The sequence below is a fragment of the Rhodococcus sp. MALMAid1271 genome (assembly GCF_049195265.1).
GTDB lineage: Bacteria > Actinomycetota > Actinomycetes > Mycobacteriales > Mycobacteriaceae > Rhodococcoides.
In genome coordinates this window covers 118,189-138,460 of sequence record NZ_JBMIRQ010000109.1, presented here as the reverse complement: position 1 = coordinate 138,460, position 20,272 = coordinate 118,189, and the positions used below count along the sequence as shown (strand labels likewise).

Sequence of the window (20,272 nt, the reverse complement as noted above, 5' to 3'; positions counted from 1 at the left end):
CTCTCGGTCGACTCGGACAACCCGCCTCAGGCTCCCAACCCCTCCTTCAGACCCGCGTGCAGGTCCTGCAGCGAACGCACTCCGATTCCGCCTGCGATCGCGGCCTCGATTCCCTGCACGGCAGCCGACGCGCCCTGCACCGTGGTGATGCACGGGATGTTCTGCGCCACCGCTGCGCTACGAATCTCGTATCCGTCGACGCGGGGGCCCGAGTTGCCGTACGGAGTGTTGATCACCATGGCGACGTCACCGGCCAGGATGCGCTCGACGATGGTCCGCTCGCCGCTCGGCACGTCCTCGCCGGACTGCTTGTACACCTGTTCACACTTGATTCCGTTGCGCCGCAACACATCTGCAGTACCTTCGGTCGCCAGAACGGTGAAGCCCAGATCGGCGAGTCGTTTGACCGGGAAGATCAGCGACCGCTTGTCCTTGTTCGCGACCGAGACGAATACCGCGCCGCCGGACGGCAGCGATCCGTACGCTGCGGTCTGGCTCTTGGCGAAAGCAGTACCGAAGTCGAAATCGATGCCCATCACCTCACCGGTGGACTTCATCTCCGGGCTGAGCAGCGTGTCGACCCCGGTTCCGTCCGCACGCCGGAATCGGTTGAACGGCAACACCGCTTCCTTGACGGCGATCGGTGCACCGGCAGGCACCGTGCCGCCGTCACCGGACTCCGGCAGGATGCCTGCGGTCCGCAGCTCGGCGATGCTCTCCCCCAGCATCACCCGTGCACAGGCCTTGGCAAGCTGAACCGCGGTGGCCTTGGAGACGAACGGTACCGTGCGGCTCGCACGCGGATTGGCCTCGAGGACATACAGAATGTCGTCCTTGAGCGCGTACTGCACGTTCAGCAGACCCTGCACTCCGATTCCCTTCGCGAGGGCTTCGGTGGATCGCCGCACATTCTCGAGGTCGGTCTTGCCGAGGGTGATGGGAGGGAGTGCACATGCGGAGTCACCGGAGTGGATACCGGCCTCCTCGATGTGTTCCATGATGCCGCCGATGTACACCTCGGTGCCGTCGCACAGTGCGTCGACGTCGATCTCGACCGCATCCTCGAGGAAGCGGTCGACCAACACCGGTCGGTCGTCCGATATCTCGGTCGCGTTGGAGATGTACGTCGCCAGGGACGCCTCGTCGTAGACGATCTCCATGCCGCGCCCGCCGAGCACGTAGGACGGCCGCACCAGCACCGGGTAGCCGATACCCGCGGCGATCTCACGAGCTCCGTCGAATGTCGTCGCGGTGCCGTACTTCGCTGCCGGTAGTCCGGCCGCGTCGAGCACCTTGCCGAATTCACCGCGATCCTCGGCGAGATCGATTGCTTCGGGCGAGGTTCCGACGATCGGTACGCCTGCCGCCTTCAGTCGCTTCGCCAGGCCGAGCGGGGTCTGCCCACCGAGCTGGACGATGACGCCCCGCACCGTGCCCGATGCCGCCTCGGCCCGGTACACCTCGTACACGTCCTCGAAAGTGAGCGGCTCGAAGTACAGGCGATCGGCGGTGTCGTAGTCGGTGGAGACGGTTTCGGGGTTGCAGTTGACCATCACCGTCTCGTAGCCGGCCTCGGACAGCGTCAGAGCCGCATGCACGCAGCTGTAGTCGAACTCGATGCCCTGTCCGATGCGATTGGGACCGGAGCCCAGGATCAGTACCTTCGGCCGGTCCGGTTGCGGGGCGACCTCGGATTCGGCTTCCGGGTCGAGCTCGTAGGTGCCGTAGTGGTACGGCGTCTTGGCCTCGAACTCGGCGGCGCAGGTGTCGACCGTCTTGTAGACGGGATGCACACCGAGTTCGTCGCGCAGCGCACGTACACCGTCCTCACCACCCAGTTCGGGACGCAGAGCCGCGATCTGGCGGTCGGACAGGCCGTGATACTTCGCCTGACGCAGCAGTTCTTCGTCGAACTCTGCGGCTTCGCGGACCTGCACGCCGAGTTCGTGGATCTGCTGGAACTGATCGAGGAACCACGGGTCGATCTTGGTCGCCTCGAACAGTTGCTCGAGGGTGGCACCGAGTGCGAACGCCTTCTCGATTCCGTACATCCGACCGTCCTGCGGAACCGACAGGTCTTTCAGCAGCGCTTCCAGGCTGTCCGCCTCCACGTCCGAACCCGTCCAGTAACCGGCGCGCTTGGTTTCCAGCGAGCGCATCACCTTGCCGAAGGCCTCGGTGAAGTTGCGGCCGATGGACATCGCCTCGCCGACGGACTTCATCGTCGTGGTCAGCGTACCGTCGGCACCGGGGAACTTCTCGAACGCGAACCGCGGCGCCTTGACGACCACGTAGTCCAGCGTCGGCTCGAAGCACGCCGGGGTCTCCCGGGTGATGTCGTTGACGATCTCGTCGAGGGTGTAGCCGATGGCGAGCTTGGCGGCCATCTTCGCGATGGGGTATCCGGTTGCCTTCGACGCCAGCGCCGAGGACCGCGACACGCGCGGGTTCATTTCGATGACGACGAGTCGGCCGTCGGACGGGTCCATCGCGAACTGGATGTTGCAGCCGCCGGTATCGACGCCCACCTCGCGCAGGATGTCGATCGAGAGATCCCGCATCTTCTGGTATTCACGGTCGGTCAGTGTCATGGCCGGAGCGACGGTCACCGAGTCGCCCGTGTGGACGCCGACCGGATCGACGTTCTCGATGGAACACACGATCACCACGTTGTCGCGGCCATCGCGCATGAGCTCGAGTTCGTACTCCTTCCACCCGAGGATCGACTCCTCGATGAGGACGTTCGCCGAGGGCGAGGCGGCGAGTCCGCCGCCTGCGATCCGAGTCAGATCCTCGTCGTCGTAGGCCAGCCCCGACCCGAGACCGCCCATGGTGAACGACGGACGAACCACGACCGGGAACCCGAGCTCGGCGACGGTGCTGCGAACCTCGTCCATCGTGTAGCAGACGGCCGACTTGGCGGATTCTCCACCGACCTTGGCCACGATGTCCTTGAACTTCTGCCGGTCCTCGCCCCGCTGGATCGCGTCGAAATCGGCACCGATCAGCTCTACGCCGAACTTGGTGAGAATGCCCTGATCGTGCAGCGCGACAGCGGCGTTGAGTGCCGTCTGTCCACCCAGCGTGGCGAGCACAGCCTGGATCGGGTGGCCCTGTTCGGCCTCACGGACGAAGATCTTCTCGATGAACTCCGCCGTGATCGGCTCGACGTAGGTGGCGTCGGCGAACTCGGGATCGGTCATGATCGTTGCCGGGTTGGAATTGACGAGGCTGACGCGAAGTCCTTCCTCGCGCAACACTCGGCAGGCCTGGGTGCCGGAGTAGTCGAACTCGCAGGCCTGACCGATGACGATCGGGCCGGATCCGATGACCAGGACGTGGTTCAGGTCTGTACGGCGTGGCATTACTTGCTCTCCTGAAGGACGCTGGTGAAACGGTCGAAGAGGTAGGCGGCGTCGTGTGGGCCTGCCGCGGCCTCGGGGTGGTACTGCACGGAGAAGGCGCGACCGCTGATCAGCTCGACGCCCTCGACGGTGCCGTCGTTGGCGCACGTGTGCGAGATCCGGGCTCGACCGAAATCGGTGTCGAACTCCTCGCCCGCGTCGCCTTCCAGAGCGAACCCGTGGTTCTGTGCGGTGATGGCGATCCGGCCGGTGGTGTGCTCGATCACCGGAATGTTCATGCCTCGGTGGCCGAACTTCATCTTGTAGGTCCCCCGGCCCAGTGCCCGCCCGAATATCTGGTTGCCGAAGCAAATGCCGAAGAGCGGCAGCTCACGTTCGAGGATGTGCCTGGTCAGCGCGACGCTGCTGTCTGCCGTGGCCGGGTCGCCCGGGCCGTTCGACAAGAACACCCCGTCCGGGTTCAGCTCGAGTACCTGATCGATGCTGGTGTTCGCGGGAACCACGTGCACGCGGATGCCGCGCTCGGCGAACATCCGCGGCGTGTTGGTCTTGATCCCGAGGTCGACGGCGACGACGGTGAATCGAGCGTCCCCGGTCGGCTCGATGGTGTATCCGGCACCGGTGGTCACTTCACCGGCGAGATCCGCCCCGAGCATCGACGGCTGGCCGAGTACCTGCTCGAGCATCTCCTCGGAGGTTCCGAGCGCATCGCCCGAGAACACTCCTGCGCGCATCGAGCCGCGGGTACGCAGATGCCGCACCAGGGCGCGAGTGTCTATGCCCGCGATACCCACGACATTCTGTGCCTCGAGCTGGTCCTGGAGCGTTCCGGTCGAACGCCAGCTCGACGTGCGGCGAGCGGGATCGCGAACGACGTATCCGGCGACCCAGATCTTGTTCGGATCCTGGGCGCTGGCCGCCTCACCGTCTTCCTGGTTCCAGCCGGTGTTGCCGATCTGCGGCGCTGTCGCGACCACGATCTGCCGGTGATAGCTCGGGTCGGTGAGCGTTTCCTGGTAGCCGGTCATTCCGGTGCAGAACACGGCCTCACCGAGCGTGCGCCCCTGGGCTCCGAAAGTGGTGCCGCGAAACGTCCGGCCGTCCTCCAGAACAAGAACTGCGCTGCTCACGCGGTTTCCTCCTTGGTTTCTCCGGTGGCACTCGCTGTCCACACCGGGTAGATCTGCTTGTCGTCGGCCCGAAAGCCGCTGTCTATCTCGGTACCCGTCGGCAGCTCCCAGCGAATGACCAGCAGCCCGTCCTTCGTCATGACCTTGCCTGCGAGCCCGCGTTCGGTGCGGATCGCGCGGATCGATTCCGTCGGAATCCAGATGGGCGATTCGCCGTCTCGATCGAGGAGGATTCCCTTCTCGTGTCGGGACAGCTCGCCGGTGGCGCGATGACCGATATCACCGACGGCGATACGGTCCTGCCAGCTGGGCGCGATCGTGCTGCCGACGTAGAGACCCGTGGCGGGCTCGATGTGGGTGGCACCGAGATCCTCGGGCACAGCCGGGAACTCGCCGATCAGCCCTTCCTGACGCTTCTGCCGTCCCCGCCAACCCCACAAGACGAGCGCGATCATCAGCGCCCAGAACAGAACGAAACCGATGACGATGAGAACTCGGTCCACGGCGCTACTCCCCTGCTCTGCTCGCCACGGCTCCGCCGCGGACGGTGATACGGCCGCGGAGCACGGTGGTGGTCACCTTCGCGGAGAAGCTCATGTCCTCGAACGGCGTGTTGTGCGCGACGCTGGCGAGGTTCTTGCCGGACACGGTCCAACTGGATTCCGGGTCCACCACTGTCAGATTGGCGATTTCACCGATCTCGATGGGCCGGCCCTGGTCCGATAATCCGACGATCTCGGCCGGGCGCTCGCTCATCACTCGCGCCACGCCGCGCCAATCGAGCAATCCAGGTCTCACCATGGTGTCGACCACGATGGACAGTGCAGTTTCGAGTCCCAGCATTCCGGGTCGGGCCACCGAGAATTCACAGCATTTGTCCTGCTCGGCATGTGGAGCATGATCGGTTGCCACACAGTCGATCACGCCGTCGGCCAAGCCCTTGCGCAGGGCCTCGACATCGGATTTCTCGCGCAGCGGAGGGTTCACCTTGTTGATCGCGTCGTAGGTTTCCAGGCGCGAGTCGTCCAGCAGGAGGTGATGCGGAGTGACCTCGGCGGTGATCGAAATGCCTTGCGCACGAGCCCATTTCATCAGCTCGACGGTGCCTGCGGTGGAGGCGTGACAGATGTGCACCCGCGCGCCTGCATCGCGGGCGAGCAACGCATCGCGCGCGACGATCGATTCCTCGGCCGCCCGCGGCCAGCCTGCCAGTCCGAGCCGCGCCGCGTTCGGACCCTCGTGGGCGACGGCACCGACGGTCAACCTCGGTTCCTCGGCATGCTGAGCGACGAGTACGCCGAGCGCACTGGAGTACTCCAATGCTCGGCGCATGATGAGCGGGTCGTCGACGCAGTGTCCGTCGTCGGAGAACATCTTCACTCGGCCGATTCCCGCGGCCATCGTGGCCATCTCGGCGAGTTGCTTGCCTTTCAAGCCGACGGTGATCGCGCCGACGGGGTGGACGTCGACGAGACCGACTTCCTGTCCGCGCCGCCAGACGTGATCGGTCACGACCACCGAATCGGCGACCGGGTCGGTGTTCGCCATCGCGAACACCGCGGTGTAGCCACCGAGAGCTGCTGCTGCCGAGCCTGATTCGATGGTTTCGGTGTCCTCACGCCCGGGCTCGCGCAGATGCGTGTGCATGTCGACGAATCCGGGGAGCAGAATCTGGCCGCGAGCATCGACGATCTCGGCTCCGTCCTCGTCGAGGTCCGAACCGATTCCAGCGATCTCTTCTCCGGTGATCAGGACATCGGTTTCGGGGCCCTCGCCGTACAGCAGCACGCCGCGGAGCAGGACGGAGTTCGTAGGCGCGTTCACGACGTACCCCCGTCCGAACCGACCAGCAATCGGAACAGCACCGCCATCCGCACGTGAACTCCATTCGTAACCTGTTGCAGAACTGCAGTTTTCGGAGAATCGGCCACCGAGGACGCAATCTCCATCCCGCGGAGCATCGGACCCGGGTGCAGTACGACGGCATGCTCGGGCAGCAGTTCGAGTCGGCGCTGCGAGAGCCCGTACGTGATCGAGTACTCACGCGCGGAGGGGAAGAAACCGCCGTTCATGCGCTCGGCCTGCACTCGGAGCATCAGCACCGCGTCGAGACCGGGCAGTTCTGCATCGATGTCGTGCGAGACCCGCACCGGCCAGCCGGCCACGCCGATGGGCAGCAGAGTCGGTGGTGCGATCAGCACGACCTCTGCACCGAGCTTGGCCAGCAGGATCGCGTTGGAGCGCGCCACCCGGCTGTGCAGGATGTCGCCGACGATCGCCACTCGACGGCCTGCGATGTCCCCCAGCCGTTGACGCAGCGTCAAGGCGTCGAGCAAGGCCTGGGTCGGGTGTTCGTGAGTGCCGTCACCGGCGTTGATCACCGCAGGTCCGCCGCCAGGAACGGCTTCCGCGGGACGACCGTCGACGCCGGTGCCCTGATTCGAGGTCCAGTGAGCGATCTGGTGTGCGGCACCGGAGGCGGGGTGCCTGACGATGAGCGCATCGGCACCGGCGGCGCGCAGCGTCATCGCGGTGTCGCGGAGTGACTCGCCCTTCGACACCGACGAGCTGCTGGCGCTGACGTTGATGACGTCGGCGCTCATCCACTTACCTGCGACCTCGAAGGACACTCGGGTTCGAGTCGAGTTCTCGAAGAACACCGTCATGATCGTGCGCCCGCGCAGTGTCGGCAGCTTCTTGACCTCTCGGCCCAGCAACGCCTGCTCGAAGCGTTCCGCCTCGTCGAGGAGTTCGGTGGCCGATTCGACGGTGAGATCGGCGACCGAGAGCAGATGCTTCATCGGCCCCGTCCTCCCTCGGACAGGCTGACGCCATCGCGGCCGTCGTGCTCGGAGAACAGTACCGATACGTCCTCGGTGCGCGCGGTCGGGACGTTCTTACCGACGTAGTCCGCACGTAGGGGCAGCTCACGGTGCCCCCGGTCGATCAACACCGCCAGTTGCACTGCGCGGGGACGACCGAGATCCCGAAGGGCATCGAGCGCGGAGCGGACCGTCCGGCCCGAGAACAACACGTCGTCGACCAGCACTACCAAGGCGTCGTCGACACCGCCGGTCGGCACCGAGGTGCGCTCGAGCGGACGGTGCGGCTTGTTACGCAGATCGTCGCGGTACAAGGTGATGTCGAGCGAACCGAGCGGGGGCCGCACTCCGGAGAACGCCTCGATGCGGTCTGCGAGACGCTCCGCAAGCGTGGTACCGCGGGTGGGAATGCCGAGCAGCACCACCCGCGGTGAGTCGGGACCGTCCAGCGCAGTCTTCTCGATGATCTGATGAGCCATGCGAGAGATGGTTCGTCCCACGTCGGCCGGGGACAGCAATTCGCGAACTGCGGGGTCCACGGAAGGGCGTTCGGGCGCAGGCAAACTACGACCTCCTTCTCCGCCTCTCTGGACGGATCGTTAAAGGATGTCTGACAGAACTGCGTAGAGCCTAGCAACGCTCTGCGAACCATGACCAGCAGGCTCGCAGAGCGTTCGGTCACACGAGCCTCGGCGTTCCGATCACTGCTCGGTATCGACCTGTGTTTCACCGGACGCATCGGACTGCGGACGGCTCGAGACCGCCGCGGCCGCGGCGCGTACCTGCGGCGCGACCAGGACGATCTGACCCAGCACGCCGTTGACGAACCCGGGCGAATCATCGGTGGACAGCTGTTTGGCCAGCTCGACGGCCTCGTCCACTGCGACCACCGGTGGCACATCGGTGGCGTGGAACAACTCCCACACCGCCACGCGAAGGATGGCCCTGTCGACCGCGGGCAGGCGGGTGAGAGTCCAGTCCTTGAGGTGATCGGCGATCACGCCGTCGAGTCGATCGAGATTCTCGGCGACACCCTCGACCAGGGTCGAGGTGTAATCACTGACGGGAGCGATCGTCTCGTCACGGCGTGCGAGTTCGATGCGCTCGGCGGTCAGGTTCACCGGGTCTACGTTGCGCGCCTCCGCCTCGAACAGAAAGTCCACCGCACGCTTGCGGGCCTTGTGGCGCGCGCCCAGCTTCTTCGCGCCCGGGGCACCGTTCTGCGCGGCGGAGGAGGTCGACTTCTTCGATGACACGTTAGGAGTTCACACGCCCGAGGTAGTTTCCGTCACGCGAGTCGACCTTGAGCTTGTCACCGGTGTTGATGAACAGCGGCACCGAGATCTCGGCTCCGGTCTCGAGTGTCGCCGGCTTGGTTCCTCCGGTGGAACGGTCGCCCTGCAGACCGGGATCGGTGTGCTTGACCTCCAGCTCGACGGTCACCGGCAGTTCGACGTACAGCGGGACGCCCTCGTGCATGGCGACCTGAACCCGCAGGTTCTCGAGCAGGAAGCGCGCGCCGTCACCGACGGTGGCCTCACCGATGGCGAGCTGGTCGTAGGTGTCGGCGTCCATGAACACGTAGTCGCTACCGTCGTGGTACAGGTACGTCATATCGCGGCGGTCGACAGTCGCGGTGTCGACCTTCACACCCGCGTTGAACGTCTTGTCGACGACCTTGCCCGAGAGCACGTTCTTGAGCTTGGTCCGCACGAACGCGGGTCCCTTGCCGGGCTTGACGTGCTGAAATTCGATGATCGACCACAGCTGGTTCTCCAGGTTGAGAACCAGTCCGTTCTTGAAATCGCTGGTGGAAGCCACTTGCTTCGCGTCTCCTCAATCGGTTGTGCGCGTGACGCGCCGTCGGCCACGTGCTTGGATTCGCTCCCGCTCGCGCGCTAGACGGACGTGAGTTCCTTGCTTGTCAGGGTGAGCAGTTCCGGACCCTCGTCGCGAACGACGAGTGTGTCCTCGATCCGAACGCCGCCGCGGCCGGAGAAGTAGACACCTGGCTCGACGGTGACCGCTGCACCGCAGAGCAGTGTACCGGTGCTCGTCTTCGCGATTCCCGGCGCTTCGTGGATTTCCAGGCCGACACCGTGACCGAGGCCGTGGAGGAAGTACTCGCCGTAGCCCGCATTCTCGATCACCGAACGTGACGCCGCATCGACCGCAGCGGTACTCACACCAGGAGTCAGCGCCTCTCGTCCGGCAGTCTGCGACTGCTGCACGAGCTCGTAGAGATCACGCTGCCACTGTGCCGGAGTACCGATGACGAACGTCCGAGTCATGTCCGAGTGATATCCACCGACCAGCGCGCCGAAATCGAGCTTGACGAAATCGCCGTCCGCCAACACCGCGTCCGTGGGGCGATGATGCGGAACCGCCGAGTTGGCCCCGGCCGCCACGATGGTCTCGAAGGAGATCGCGTCCGCACCGTGATCGAGCATCGACGATTCCAGATCGCGCGCCACCTCCCGTTCGGTCCGGCCGGCCCGAATTCCGCCCCCTGCGATCAGCTGCGCCAGCGCCTCGTCCGCCGCCCGGCAGGCGTCCCTGAGCAACCCCACCTCGAACTCGTCCTTGACCATCCGCAACGACTCCACGACGCCCGGCGCGCGCACCAACTCGACACCACCATCGAGTTCGGACCATGCTCGATGGGCGTCGACGGTGACCACGTGACTCTCGAATCCCACTCGACCACCGACACCCGAGACGCCCGAACGCAGCAGATGTACCGCCGAGGCCCGGTCGATCTCGGCACGCAGATCCGGTACCTGTTCGGCCACCTGCGTGACGTATCGACCGTCGGTGCAGATCACTGTCGAGTCCTCGGCCCCGGCCGTATCGGCCGACGCGACGAGCAAAGCAGCGTTGGAGCCGGTGAAGCCCGTCAGATATCGGACATTGAGCAGATCGGTGATCAACATCGAATCGAGGCCATCGGCGGCCAACAGTTCTCGTAGGGCACCGCGACGGGCACCGAAATCGGCAGTCATGGCTCCGAGATTACTGCTCACAGTCAGTTGCTCGCGCCCGGCTGCACAGGACCGACGCCGTGTGGTCCCTGACACACAAATCGGCGAGTGCGGATATGCTGTGGCGCATGACAGGGTGGGTAGTGCGTGGCATAGGTATGGGTTTGACGAACTTTGTCGTTCGACTGCTGCTGGGGGCGGCAGTGTCGGCGTGGCCGCTGAGCGGATCTGCACTGCGATGGGTGGGTTACGCCCTCGTGCTGCTCGTGATCATCGTGTGGGCCGGCATCGACGGCGTACGCGATCGTCGCAAGCATCCGGACCCGGACGACGGTGAAGACCTGACGATGCTCTGGCTCAAAGCCGCAGTGGTCGGTGGACTTCTCAGCGGTCTCCTCAGCTGGATCGCCGATTTCGTCGTCGACTTCAGCCTCGGCCAGAACGGCCTGCTCTTCGAGCTCACCTCCGGAGCTGCGTTCACGATCCTCACCATTTTCATCGCCGCAAGCGTGGCCGTGTTCGTGGGTCGATTGATCGTCAACCGCGAAGCCAACAAGAAGCTGGCCGCGTCCGATTCCGAGCGCACACGCGAACGCCAACTGGTCAACGCGGGCAACAGTGGCCACGCCGAGTCCGGCGGCGACACCGGGACGAGCGACGCCGAACCCCAGTGGGCTGCCGAGCACAGCGATGCCGACACCGAAGTGTTCTCGGCCGTGGACGCCGACGGCAAGCCTCGCCTGGACAAGCGCGGCGAGCGTCGAGGCGGCACCGACGGGTCCTGACCGCCACCGCTGAAAGCTACGGGCGGTGACCGACGCGCACTGCGTCGGTCACCGCCCGTTTTCGTATCCGCGCGAGCCGGACAGCGGCAACTACAGCAGGATCGCCGAACCGCCCGCCGCGGGGGCCTCTCGCCCGACCGCGGAGAACGCAGCGACGAGCAGGGCCGGATCCGGACCTTCGAGCCGCCCGGGCTTGGCCAGACCGTCCAGGACCACGAACCGCAGCAGACCGGCACGGTTCTTCTTGTCCTTCTGCATCCCCGCGAGCAGGTCACCGAATGCGTGTTCGTCATAGGTCACCGGCAGGCCGACCGATTCGAGAATGGAGCGGTGCCGATCCGCGGTGGCGTCGTCCAGACGACCCGCCAGGCGTCCGAGCTCGGCCGCGAACACCAGACCGACCGATACCGCCGCGCCGTGACGCCAGCGGTACTGCTCGCGCCGCTCGATGGCGTGCGCGAGGGTGTGACCGTAGTTGAGAATCTCACGCAGGCTCGACTCGCGCAGATCCGCAGCCACGACCTTTGCCTTGACCTCCACCGAACGCCGAATCAGCTCCGGCAGTACGTCACCGGTCGGATCGAGGGCAGCGGCGGGATCGGCCTCGATGATGTCGAGAATTGTCGGATCGGCAATGAATCCGGTCTTGATCACCTCGGCCAGCCCGGAGACGATCTCGTTCTTCGGCACCGTTTCGAGCGTCGCCAGATCGATCATCACGGCAGCAGGCTCGTGGAAGGACCCGACGAGGTTCTTGCCCGCGTCGGTATTGATGCCCGTCTTGCCGCCGACAGCTGCGTCGACCATGGCGAGCAGGGTCGTCGGGACGTGCACGATTCGCACTCCGCGCATCCACGTCGCCGCCACGAATCCCGCCAGATCCGTTGCCGCTCCCCCGCCCAGACTGACGATCGCATCGCTGCGGGTGAGGCCGATTCGCCCCAGAACCTCCCAGCAGAACCCCGCGACGGCAAGGTCCTTGCCGTCCTCGGCATCCGGAATCTCTACGCGGTGAGCGTCGATTCCTTTCTCTGCCAACGTTGCTCGAACGGCTTCGGCAGTCTCGGCCAATGGCGGCTGATAGAAGATCGCCACCGTGGTGGTATCGGCAAGCTCGTCGACGAGGTCCGTCAACAGACCTCGGCCGATGATCACCGGGTACGGATTGGCCGTCTCGACCTGGACACGCACTGGCTCGGTCATCGAATCACCTTCATCTACTGGGGGTTTCGTCGTTCGGATCAGCGAGGGGAACAGGAGCGAGAGCGGCCAACTTCGCGACCAGTTGGCCCACCACACGGGCCGGACTGCGACTGTCCGTCCGCACCCGCACGGTAGCCACCGAGCGGTACAACGGCCGGCGATGCCGCATCAGCTCCTGATACTTGGCGCGGTGATCCGGCCCTGCGAGCAGCGGCCGAGCCGTGTTGGCTCCCGTTCGCCGAAGCCCCTCTGCCACACTGATTTCCAAATATACGACCGTATGCTCGGACAGCAGCGAACGAGTCGAGGCCGACAACACGGCCCCGCCACCGAGGGACACGATGCCCTGATGCGAGGCCAACGCCTCCGCGACGACCCGCTCCTCGATCTGCCGAAATGCCGGCTCGCCGTCGCGGGAGAAGATGTCCGCTATCGTCCGCCCCGTGTCTCGCTCGATGGCGACATCGGTGTCCAACAGTTCGAGATTCAACGCCTGCGCGAGCCTGCGACCGATGGTCGACTTGCCTGCTCCCGGCGGTCCGACGAGGACCGCGTAGGGGCTCATCGTGGAGGTCGGGCGGCGGCGCCCTTCACATAGTGGTCGACATTGCTCACCGTCTCCGCCAGCGAATCCCCACCGAACTTCTCCAACGCCGCCTGAGCGAGCACCAGAGCGACCATCGTTTCGGCCACGACACCGGCTGCAGGAACAGCGCAGACGTCCGAGCGCTGATGAATCGCCACCGCCTCGTCGCCGGTCGACATGTCGACCGTGGCCAGCGCGCGCGGCACAGTGGAGATGGGCTTCATCGCCGCCCGCACCCGCAGGGCTTCACCGTTGGTCATGCCGCCCTCGATGCCGCCTGCACGGTTGGTCGATCGCAGGACACCGTCGGGGCCCGGCTTCATCTCGTCGTGAGCGACACTGCCGCGTCGACGCGCGGTCTCGAAGCCGTCGCCGATCTCCACACCTTTGATCGCCTGAATACCCATCAACGCAGCGGCCAGCCTGGCGTCGAGTTTGCGCTCGCCGGAGACGAACGACCCGAGACCCACGGGCAGGCCGTGCACGACGACCTCGACGACTCCACCGAGAGTGTCGCCGTCCTTCTTCGCGGCCTCGATCTCGGCGATCATCGACTCTTCCGCGGCCGTGTCGAACGCTCTGACCGGCGAAGCATCGATCGCATCGAGATCGGCGGTTGCCGGCGGCGGCCCCACGTAGGGATCGGACGCACCGATGGAAATCACATGGGACACGATGTGGACGCCGAACGCCTGTGCCAGGAACTGGCGAGCGACCGTTCCGATGGCGACCCTGGCCGCGGTCTCACGCGCGCTGGCCCTTTCGAGCACCGGCCGCGCATCGTCGAAGCCGTACTTGAGCATCCCGGAGAAATCCGCGTGCCCGGGGCGTGGCCGGGTCAACGGCGAGTTTCGTGCCAGATCGGCGAGCACGGCCTCGTCGACCGGATCGGCCGACATGACCTGTTCCCACTTGGGCCATTCGGTATTGCCGACCTCGATCGCCACGGGCCCACCCATCGTGCGCCCGTGCCGCACACCACCGGTGAGAGTGACCTTGTCCGCCTCGAACCTCATTCGGGCCCCTCGTCCGTAACCGAGGCGACGGCGAGCGAGTTGGGAGGCAATATCGTCCGAGGTCACCTCGACTCCCGCGACCATTCCTTCGAGAATGGCGACGAGAGCGGGACCGTGGGATTCTCCGGCAGTTATCCAGCGCAGCACTCGAACATCTTTTCACGTCAGGCAAGCTGCAGATGCCAGCAGGGTCGCCGCACACATGGAAGGACCGTGCGCGATCCGCGCGCGGCCGTGCCCGCCCACGGCGAGAACCGACCCGACCACGGCAGTCGCCAGCGGTGCCGACACCGCCGCGATCGACCACCCCGCCCCGCCGCCGAGGGCGGCAATCGACCCCACCGACCATGCGAGCTTCACATCACCCGCGCCGAACGCGGCCGGGGCGAGAAGGTGGACGAGGAGATAGATCGCGAACAGCAGCGCTCCCCCGAGCAAGGCGCTCGCAGATCCGATCGACACGAGCGTCACGGTGACCACCATCGCGCCCGGGATGGTCAGACCGTTCGGCAACCGGCGCCATCGCAGATCGACGGCGCTGAGCGCCGCGAACCACCAGACCATCGCACACAACGGAACCGCGTACTCGGAACCCCCGAACCGCCACCAGACCCACCCCGTCCCGATCGCAGACAGCAGCGGCAGATACCGAGGACTCGGCCAGATCAGGCCGTACCGCATCGCTACCCCCGCCAGACCGCCCACCACGGCCGCCACCGCCACCGCCACCGCCACGCTCACCATGAACGAAGGGTCGCATCCCCCGCACACGTGAATGCTTCGAAAGCCCAGGTCCGCAATTGCCCTGTGTAGAACCGAAACCCCTGTGTACAACCGAAGCCCCTGTGTACAACAGAATCCCTGTGCAGAACCGACTGGCCGTCGACTATCGGATGCCGGTACTCACTCGAGCGTGTCCAGCGCCGCCTGCATTGCGGCCCGAGGTGCCGGCCTGCCGGTGAACTGTTCGACTTGCCCGTACGCCTGCTCGAGCAGCATCGACAGGCCACCGACAACGGTCCCACCGGCTGCATCGACAGCAACGGCCAACGGCGTCGGCCACGGATCGTAGATAGCATCGAGCACCACCGGAGATCGGGCGAGGGCAGGCGCGATGTCTGCGGCCCCGACGGCAGGCACGGTGCTGACCAACACGGCCGACGCACCTGCGATCGCGGCAAGACGAGAATCGGTCGTGTGCGCGAACTCCGCGCGTATTCCTGCCGCTTCGGCGCAGGCCAACGTGTCTGCCGCGCGGTCGACCGAACGCGCCACGACAGTCACTGCAGCAGCACCCAATCCGGCCAACGCGACCACCGCGGGACGCGAGGTACCGCCCGCACCGACCACCGTGACGTTGCGTCCGGACAGGTCCGTCACACCAACGCCGCGCAGAGCGCCGACGATTCCGTCGACGTCGGTGCAGTCGGCACGCCAGCCGGACGGGATGCGCACGAGAGTGTTCGCGGATCCGGCCAGCACCGCCCTGTCGGTGCGCTCGGTGGCATGGGCCAGAGCTGCGACTTTGCCCGGCATCGTGACCGACACCCCGACCCATTCGGGCCCGAAACCGTCGAGCATGCCCGGTAGCTGTTCTCCGGTGCACTCGATGCGGTCGTAGGTCCAATCGTCGAGCCCGAGGGCGCGGTACGCAGCGCGGTGCAACAGCGGGGATTTCGAGTGCCCGACGGGACTGCCCAGTACTGCGGCGCGCATATCAGCGTCCGCTGTCCAAGAAGCCCGGCTCGACCTTCGCGATGTTGGCCAGATGTTGTTCGTAGCTGCGGGTGAACAGCGTTTCACCCGCCTGGTTGATGGTCACGAAGTACAGCCAGTCACCCTCGGCCGGTGCCTCGACGGCCTGCACCGCTTCGATGCTCGGCGACGCGATCGGGGTGGCCGGCAGGCCCTCGCTCGCGTAGGTGTTCCACGGGGTCACTCGGGCTCGGTCGGCGTCGGTGGTGGCCACCTCGGTCGTGTCGAGCGAGTAGTTGACGGTCGAGTCGAATTCGAGCTTCTGCGGTACGGCGAGACGGTTGAGGATCACCCGAGCCACCTTGCTGAAATCCTGCGGTAGGGACTCGCGTTCGACGAGCGACGCCGCCACCAGAGTGTCGTACGGAGAGAGCCCCGAATTGGCTCCCGCGGTGAGGATTCCGGTGTCCTCGTAGCGGGTGGCGCTCTCGGACACCAACTGCCGCAGAATGTCACCGGGTGCGGCAGTGGGATCGAAATTCCAGGTTCCTGCGGCAATCAGGCCCTCGAGCTGGCGGTCACGGTCGGGGACTCCTTCGACTCGATCGGTCGCCCAGTCCGGCACGCCCAACGCCGCCGGGTCGTTCACCGCTCCTGCGGCGTTGAGGTCGTCGTAGCTGACACATACGGGTGTGCCGTTCCCACTTCGATCCACGCAGCTGGCCTCGGAAATCAGCGTGTAGATGCCCTTCTTGACAGCGCCGGTGTTCACATCGCGCGCGTCGTGCAGCTGACGTCCCTCGGAAATCACCACATTGCCCACTCTGGACGCGGGATCGACGAGTTCGCTCACTGCCTGCGAGGCAGGAATATTGGTGTTGATCAGATAGAAACCGGGTTGGACCGAGGTGATGGAATCGTTCGCAATGGCGGCTTCGAGGAATGCTCCCGAGCTGGCGACGACACCCTTGTCGGCTGCCTCGGTTCCGATCTGCTGTGCGGTGTCGTTGGGGTGAACCTGAATCACCACGCCGTCACCGGGCGAACCGGCGGCGAAGTCCGCGTTCGGGGTCGTGCGATCGGCGAATTTGTTCACGGCGAAATATCCCCCACCAGCTACGGCGACGAGCAACAGCAGCCCGAGCACGGCGGCCACCAGCCGTCCGCGGCGCTTGCGGTTGGACGCAGCCCGATCCTGTCGACTTGCAGCACGGCTGCGGCCGACTTCTCTCGGTGCAACCGGACGTTCGGAATCCGAACCCGACTCACGGCGGGATTCCCGACCCGACGCCGGTACCGATGCCGGGTGCGGCTCTTGCCGCTGTGGTGGGCGCGGATGTGGGTGCATGCGGCGGTGGAAGTCGCTGTCCTCGTCCACGCGGTATCCGATCGGATCGGTGTGTGCCTCGTCCGAGGGCGTCTGTCGCCGGTCCCGATCGGAGGGTCCATGGTTGCTCACTCGTCGACCTCCGTCGATCCTGGATCGGTCCGACCTCGGTCCGACACTGCACGGCGCTCGTCGAGCCACCCCTGCAGTATCGCAACCGCGGCAGCCTGATCGATCACCGATCGTTGATTCTTGACCCGTATTCCACTGTCTCGTAAGGCACGCGACGCACTCACCGTAGTCAGTCGCTCGTCGGCCATCCGAATCGGCACGCCGCCCACCCGTCTGTGCAGTGACCGGCCGAATTTCTCGGCAGCCTCGACTGCACTGCCGCGCTCGCCACGCAGGGTGCGCGGCAACCCGATCACGATCTCGACGGCCTCGTACTCGGCCACGATGTCCGCTACCCGCACCACGTCCGGTGCGTCCGGGCCCTTGACCTTCGATCGCGGCACGGTCTCGACGGGCGTCGCGAGCACGCCGTCGGGATCGCTCGACGCTATTCCGATGCGAACGCTGCCCACGTCTATGCCGATACGCCGCCCTCGGCCCGGATCGTCGACGCCGGGCCGATCGGGCCCGCGCCCCTGTGAAGTCACGATCGTCAGTGGGTGGTGAGTTCGGCGAGGCGAGCGCGGGCTGCAGCGATCCCGGCGTCGATTCCGGCGATATCGGAACCCGACCCCTGAGCGAGTTCGGGCTTGCCACCGCCCCGGCCTCCGATACTCGGACCGAATGCTGCCACCAGGTCGCCGGCAGCGATGCCCGCATCCTGAGCGGCTTTGTTCGTCGAGACGACGAACGGAACCTTGCCGCCGACCGTGCCGAAGAGCACTACCACGGCCGGATCGGTTCCCAGTCGTCCACGAATATCTGTCACCAAGGTGCGCAGGTCGTTCCCACCGACACCGTCGGGAGCCTGTGCGATGACCGCGCGCACCTCACCGAATCGCTCCGCCTTGCCGACGAACTCACCCGCCGATGCCAGCACCGCGGCCGCCTTGACTGCGTCGAGTTCCTTTTCGGCGACGCGAAGACGCTCGACCAGGTTCTCGATCCGCCCCGGCACCTCCTCGGAGGGCGCCTTGAGCGACGATGCGATACCTGCCAGCAGAGCACGTTCCTTGGCCAGGTAGCGGTAGGAGTCGAGACCGACGAAGGCTTCGACGCGCCGCACACCGGAGCCGACCGAGGACTCACCGAGAATGGTGACCGGGCCGATCTGCGACGAGTGCTGCACGTGGGTACCGCCACAGAGTTCCATCGAGAAGGGTCCGCCGATCTCGACCACGCGAACCTCGTCGCCGTAGTTCTCACCGAACAGCGCCATCGCGCCCATCTTCTTGGCGCTGTCGAGGTCCGTGACCATGGTGTTGACCGCGAAGTCCGAGGCCACCGCGTCGTTGGCGACGTTCTCGATGTCATCGCGCTGCGACTCCGTCAGCGCGCCCTGCCACGAGAAGTCGAAGCGCAGGTAGCCGGGCTTGTTGAGCGATCCGGCCTGGGTCGCATTGGGCCCGAGGACCTGCCGCAATGCGGCATGCACCATGTGAGTACCCGAGTGGCCCTGCGTGGCACCCTTGCGCCAGGCATGGTCGACATCGACGTGGACGGTGTCGCCCTCGGTGATCTGCCCCGATTCGACCACCGACTTGTGCGTCCAGACCGTCTTGGCGATCTTCTGCACATCGTTGACCTTCACCTCGAGGCCAGGAGCGGTGATCGTGCCGATATCAGCGATCTGGCCACCCGACTCGGCGTAGAGCGGGCTGCGGTCGAGGATGATCTCGATGTTGTCTCCCGCAACCGCGGTCGGCACCCGAACACCGTTCGAAATCAAGGCCAATACCGTTGCCTCCGAACCGAGTTCGTCGAATCCGGTGAATTCGGTCGGCGAACCGTCGACGAAGTCCCGATAGACCGTCAGATCGGTGTGCGCATGCTTGCGCGCGCGGGCGTCGTCCTTGGCCCGGTTGCGCTGCTCGGCCATCAACGACCGGAAACCGTCCTCGTCGACGGACAGCCCCGCTTCGGCGGCCATTTCGAGCGTCAGATCGATCGGAAACCCATAGGTATCGTGCAGCGCGAACGCCTCGGCACCGCCGATCCGATTCGCGCCCGATGCCTTGACGGCGTCTGCCGCGCCCTCGAACAGTCGCGAACCCGAGGTCAGCGTCTTGAGGAACGCCGTCTCCTCCCCCACTGCGACGGTCAGGATGCGGTCGAAGTCGGTGACCAGGTTCGGGTAGGACTCCGCCATGGTGTCGCGGACGACCGTGACGAACTGCGCCATCGTTTCGTCCGGTGCTCCGAGCAGGCGCGCCGAGCGCACGATGCGGCGAAGCAGACGACGCAGGACGTATCCGCGGCCGTCGTTGCCGGGGTTGACCCCGTCCGAGATGAGCAGCGCCGCGGTACGCGCATGGTCGGCAATGACGCGGAAGCGCACGTCGTCGTCGTGCCGGGCACCGTATGCACGTCCGGAGAGTTCCTCGGCCTTGGCGATCACCGGTCGAACGAGGTCTGTCTCGTATACGTTGTCCACGCCCTGCAGCAAGAAGGCGACGCGCTCGACGCCCATGCCGGTATCGATGTTCTGCTTCGGCAGTGGGCCCAGGATCTCGAAATCGTCCTTGCTGATTCCCTTGCCGCGCTCGTTCTGCATGAACACGAGATTCCAGATCTCGATGTACCGATCCTCGTCGGCCTCGGGGCCGCCGTCGACCCCGAACTCGGGTCCGCGGTCGTAGTAGATCTCCGAACACGGCCCGCACGGGCCCGGGATGCCCATGGACCAGTAGTTGTCGGCCATTCCGCGCCGTTGGATGCGCTCGTCCGGCAGCCCGGCGATCTCCTTCCAGAGCTCGATCGCCTCGTCGTCGTCGAGATACGCGGTGGCCCAGATCCGCTCGGGGTCGAAGCCGTATCCACCGTCCTCGACGCTGCCGGTCAGCAGGGTCCAGGCGTACCGAATCGCGTCACGCTTGAAGTAGTCGCCGAACGAGAAGTTGCCGGCCATTTGAAAGAAAGTGTTGTGCCTGGTGGTGATGCCGACGTTCTCGATGTCGAGGGTGCGGACGCATTTCTGGACGCTGGTCGCGGTCGCGTACGGCGGCGTCTGCTGACCGAGGAAGAACGGCACGAAGGGAACCATGCCCGCATTGACGAACAGCAGGTTGGGGTCGTCGAGAATCAACGACGCACTGGGTACTTCAGTGTGTCCTGCCTTCACGAAATGGTCGAGGAAACGCCTGCGGATCTCATGGGTCTGCACTGGTACAGGTTAGCGTCCGAGACGCCGC

At 65.6% G+C, this 20,272-nt stretch carries 18 protein-coding genes; 1 reads left to right on the top strand and 17 read right to left on the bottom strand.

Features of this window, described 5'->3' with window-relative positions; translation table 11 throughout:
- Nucleotides 1-26 precede the first annotated feature (26 nt).
- The 9 genes from carB to ACOQFP_RS20555 form a co-directional block, all read right to left on the bottom strand.
- A complete protein-coding gene (carB, locus tag ACOQFP_RS20595; RefSeq protein WP_206488486.1) occupies nucleotides 27-3,365 on the bottom strand; it encodes a carbamoyl-phosphate synthase large subunit in 3,339 nt (1,112 codons plus the stop codon).
- A complete protein-coding gene (gene carA, locus ACOQFP_RS20590; RefSeq protein WP_421585372.1) occupies nucleotides 3,365-4,495 on the bottom strand; it encodes a glutamine-hydrolyzing carbamoyl-phosphate synthase small subunit in 1,131 nt (376 codons plus the stop codon). The genes carB and carA overlap by 1 nt, the downstream gene beginning before the upstream one ends.
- Nucleotides 4,492-4,998, bottom strand: a complete 507-nt coding sequence (locus ACOQFP_RS20585) for a transporter (protein ID WP_421585371.1) — start codon at nucleotides 4,996-4,998, stop codon at nucleotides 4,492-4,494. The genes carA and ACOQFP_RS20585 overlap by 4 nt, the downstream gene beginning before the upstream one ends.
- 4 nt (nucleotides 4,999-5,002) lie before the next feature.
- On the bottom strand, nucleotides 5,003-6,319 hold the full coding sequence (locus ACOQFP_RS20580; RefSeq protein ID WP_206488481.1) for a dihydroorotase: 1,317 nt from the start codon (nucleotides 6,317-6,319) through the stop codon (nucleotides 5,003-5,005).
- Nucleotides 6,316-7,296, bottom strand: a complete 981-nt coding sequence (locus ACOQFP_RS20575) for an aspartate carbamoyltransferase catalytic subunit (protein WP_206488479.1) — start codon at nucleotides 7,294-7,296, stop codon at nucleotides 6,316-6,318. The genes ACOQFP_RS20580 and ACOQFP_RS20575 overlap by 4 nt, the downstream gene beginning before the upstream one ends.
- Nucleotides 7,293-7,880: a bifunctional pyr operon transcriptional regulator/uracil phosphoribosyltransferase PyrR gene (gene pyrR / locus ACOQFP_RS20570; protein ID WP_421585370.1), complete on the bottom strand. Its 588-nt coding sequence runs from the start codon at nucleotides 7,878-7,880 to the stop codon at nucleotides 7,293-7,295. The genes ACOQFP_RS20575 and pyrR overlap by 4 nt, the downstream gene beginning before the upstream one ends.
- A gap of 138 nt (nucleotides 7,881-8,018) precedes the next feature.
- On the bottom strand, nucleotides 8,019-8,573 hold the full coding sequence (gene nusB / locus ACOQFP_RS20565; protein WP_341243360.1) for a transcription antitermination factor NusB: 555 nt from the start codon (nucleotides 8,571-8,573) through the stop codon (nucleotides 8,019-8,021).
- Nucleotide 8,574: 1 nt separating this feature from the next.
- Nucleotides 8,575-9,138 carry an elongation factor P gene (gene efp, locus ACOQFP_RS20560; RefSeq protein ID WP_206488475.1) on the bottom strand — a complete coding sequence of 188 codons (564 nt, stop codon included), beginning with the start codon at nucleotides 9,136-9,138 and terminating at the stop codon, nucleotides 8,575-8,577.
- 77 nt (nucleotides 9,139-9,215) lie between these two features.
- Nucleotides 9,216-10,319 carry a M24 family metallopeptidase gene (locus ACOQFP_RS20555; RefSeq protein ID WP_206488473.1) on the bottom strand — a complete coding sequence of 368 codons (1,104 nt, stop codon included), beginning with the start codon at nucleotides 10,317-10,319 and terminating at the stop codon, nucleotides 9,216-9,218.
- 107 nt (nucleotides 10,320-10,426) lie between these two features.
- On the opposite strand from ACOQFP_RS20555, the gene ACOQFP_RS20550 reads away from it, so the two are divergent.
- Entirely contained in the window at nucleotides 10,427-11,083 is a 657-nt protein-coding gene (locus ACOQFP_RS20550) for a B-4DMT family transporter (protein ID WP_341243359.1), read from the top strand.
- A gap of 90 nt (nucleotides 11,084-11,173) precedes the next feature.
- Here the strand turns inward: ACOQFP_RS20550 and aroB are convergent, their stop codons facing one another.
- The 8 genes from aroB to alaS form a co-directional block, all read right to left on the bottom strand.
- Complete coding sequence (gene aroB, locus ACOQFP_RS20545; RefSeq protein WP_206488470.1) at nucleotides 11,174-12,286, bottom strand: 3-dehydroquinate synthase; 1,113 nt, start codon at nucleotides 12,284-12,286, stop codon at nucleotides 11,174-11,176.
- A 10-nt stretch (nucleotides 12,287-12,296) separates the two neighbouring features.
- A complete protein-coding gene (locus ACOQFP_RS20540; RefSeq protein WP_206488468.1) occupies nucleotides 12,297-12,851 on the bottom strand; it encodes a shikimate kinase in 555 nt (184 codons plus the stop codon).
- Entirely contained in the window at nucleotides 12,848-14,035 is a 1,188-nt protein-coding gene (gene aroC, locus ACOQFP_RS20535) for a chorismate synthase (protein WP_421585369.1), read from the bottom strand. Before aroC ends, ACOQFP_RS20540 begins: the two co-directional genes overlap by 4 nt.
- Nucleotides 14,036-14,047: 12 nt before the next feature.
- Entirely contained in the window at nucleotides 14,048-14,632 is a 585-nt protein-coding gene (locus tag ACOQFP_RS20530) for a prepilin peptidase (RefSeq protein WP_421585368.1), read from the bottom strand.
- A gap of 159 nt (nucleotides 14,633-14,791) precedes the next feature.
- Nucleotides 14,792-15,604 (bottom strand): shikimate dehydrogenase, encoded by an 813-nt coding sequence (locus ACOQFP_RS20525; protein WP_421585367.1) that lies wholly within the window; start codon nucleotides 15,602-15,604, stop codon nucleotides 14,792-14,794.
- Nucleotide 15,605: 1 nt separating this feature from the next.
- Nucleotides 15,606-17,042 (bottom strand): endolytic transglycosylase MltG, encoded by a 1,437-nt coding sequence (locus ACOQFP_RS20520; protein ID WP_421585366.1) that lies wholly within the window; start codon nucleotides 17,040-17,042, stop codon nucleotides 15,606-15,608.
- Nucleotides 17,039-17,569, bottom strand: coding sequence for a Holliday junction resolvase RuvX (ruvX, locus tag ACOQFP_RS20515; protein ID WP_374222352.1), 531 nt, complete (start codon nucleotides 17,567-17,569; stop codon nucleotides 17,039-17,041). Before ruvX ends, ACOQFP_RS20520 begins: the two co-directional genes overlap by 4 nt.
- A 5-nt stretch (nucleotides 17,570-17,574) precedes the next feature.
- Nucleotides 17,575-20,244, bottom strand: a complete 2,670-nt coding sequence (gene alaS / locus ACOQFP_RS20510; RefSeq protein ID WP_421585365.1) for an alanine--tRNA ligase — start codon at nucleotides 20,242-20,244, stop codon at nucleotides 17,575-17,577.
- Between the last annotated feature and the right edge of the window lie 28 nt (nucleotides 20,245-20,272).

What these genes read in the sequence shown, in the direction of transcription:
- carB (WP_206488486.1), bottom strand. Translation starts at nt 3,365, where the DNA reads ATGCCACGCCGTACAGACCTGAACCACGTCCTGGTCATCGGATCCGGC.
- ACOQFP_RS20575 (WP_206488479.1), bottom strand. Translation starts at nt 7,296, where the DNA reads ATGAAGCATCTGCTCTCGGTCGCCGATCTCACCGTCGAATCGGCCACC.
- ACOQFP_RS20555 (WP_206488473.1), bottom strand. Translation starts at nt 10,319, where the DNA reads ATGACTGCCGATTTCGGTGCCCGTCGCGGTGCCCTACGAGAACTGTTG.
- ACOQFP_RS20550 (WP_341243359.1), top strand. Translation starts at nt 10,427, where the DNA reads ATGACAGGGTGGGTAGTGCGTGGCATAGGTATGGGTTTGACGAACTTT.
- aroB (WP_206488470.1), bottom strand. Translation starts at nt 12,286, where the DNA reads ATGACCGAGCCAGTGCGTGTCCAGGTCGAGACGGCCAATCCGTACCCG.
- ACOQFP_RS20540 (WP_206488468.1), bottom strand. Translation starts at nt 12,851, where the DNA reads ATGAGCCCCTACGCGGTCCTCGTCGGACCGCCGGGAGCAGGCAAGTCG.
- ACOQFP_RS20530 (WP_421585368.1), bottom strand. Translation starts at nt 14,632, where the DNA reads ATGGTGAGCGTGGCGGTGGCGGTGGCGGTGGCGGCCGTGGTGGGCGGT.
- ACOQFP_RS20525 (WP_421585367.1), bottom strand. Translation starts at nt 15,604, where the DNA reads ATGCGCGCCGCAGTACTGGGCAGTCCCGTCGGGCACTCGAAATCCCCG.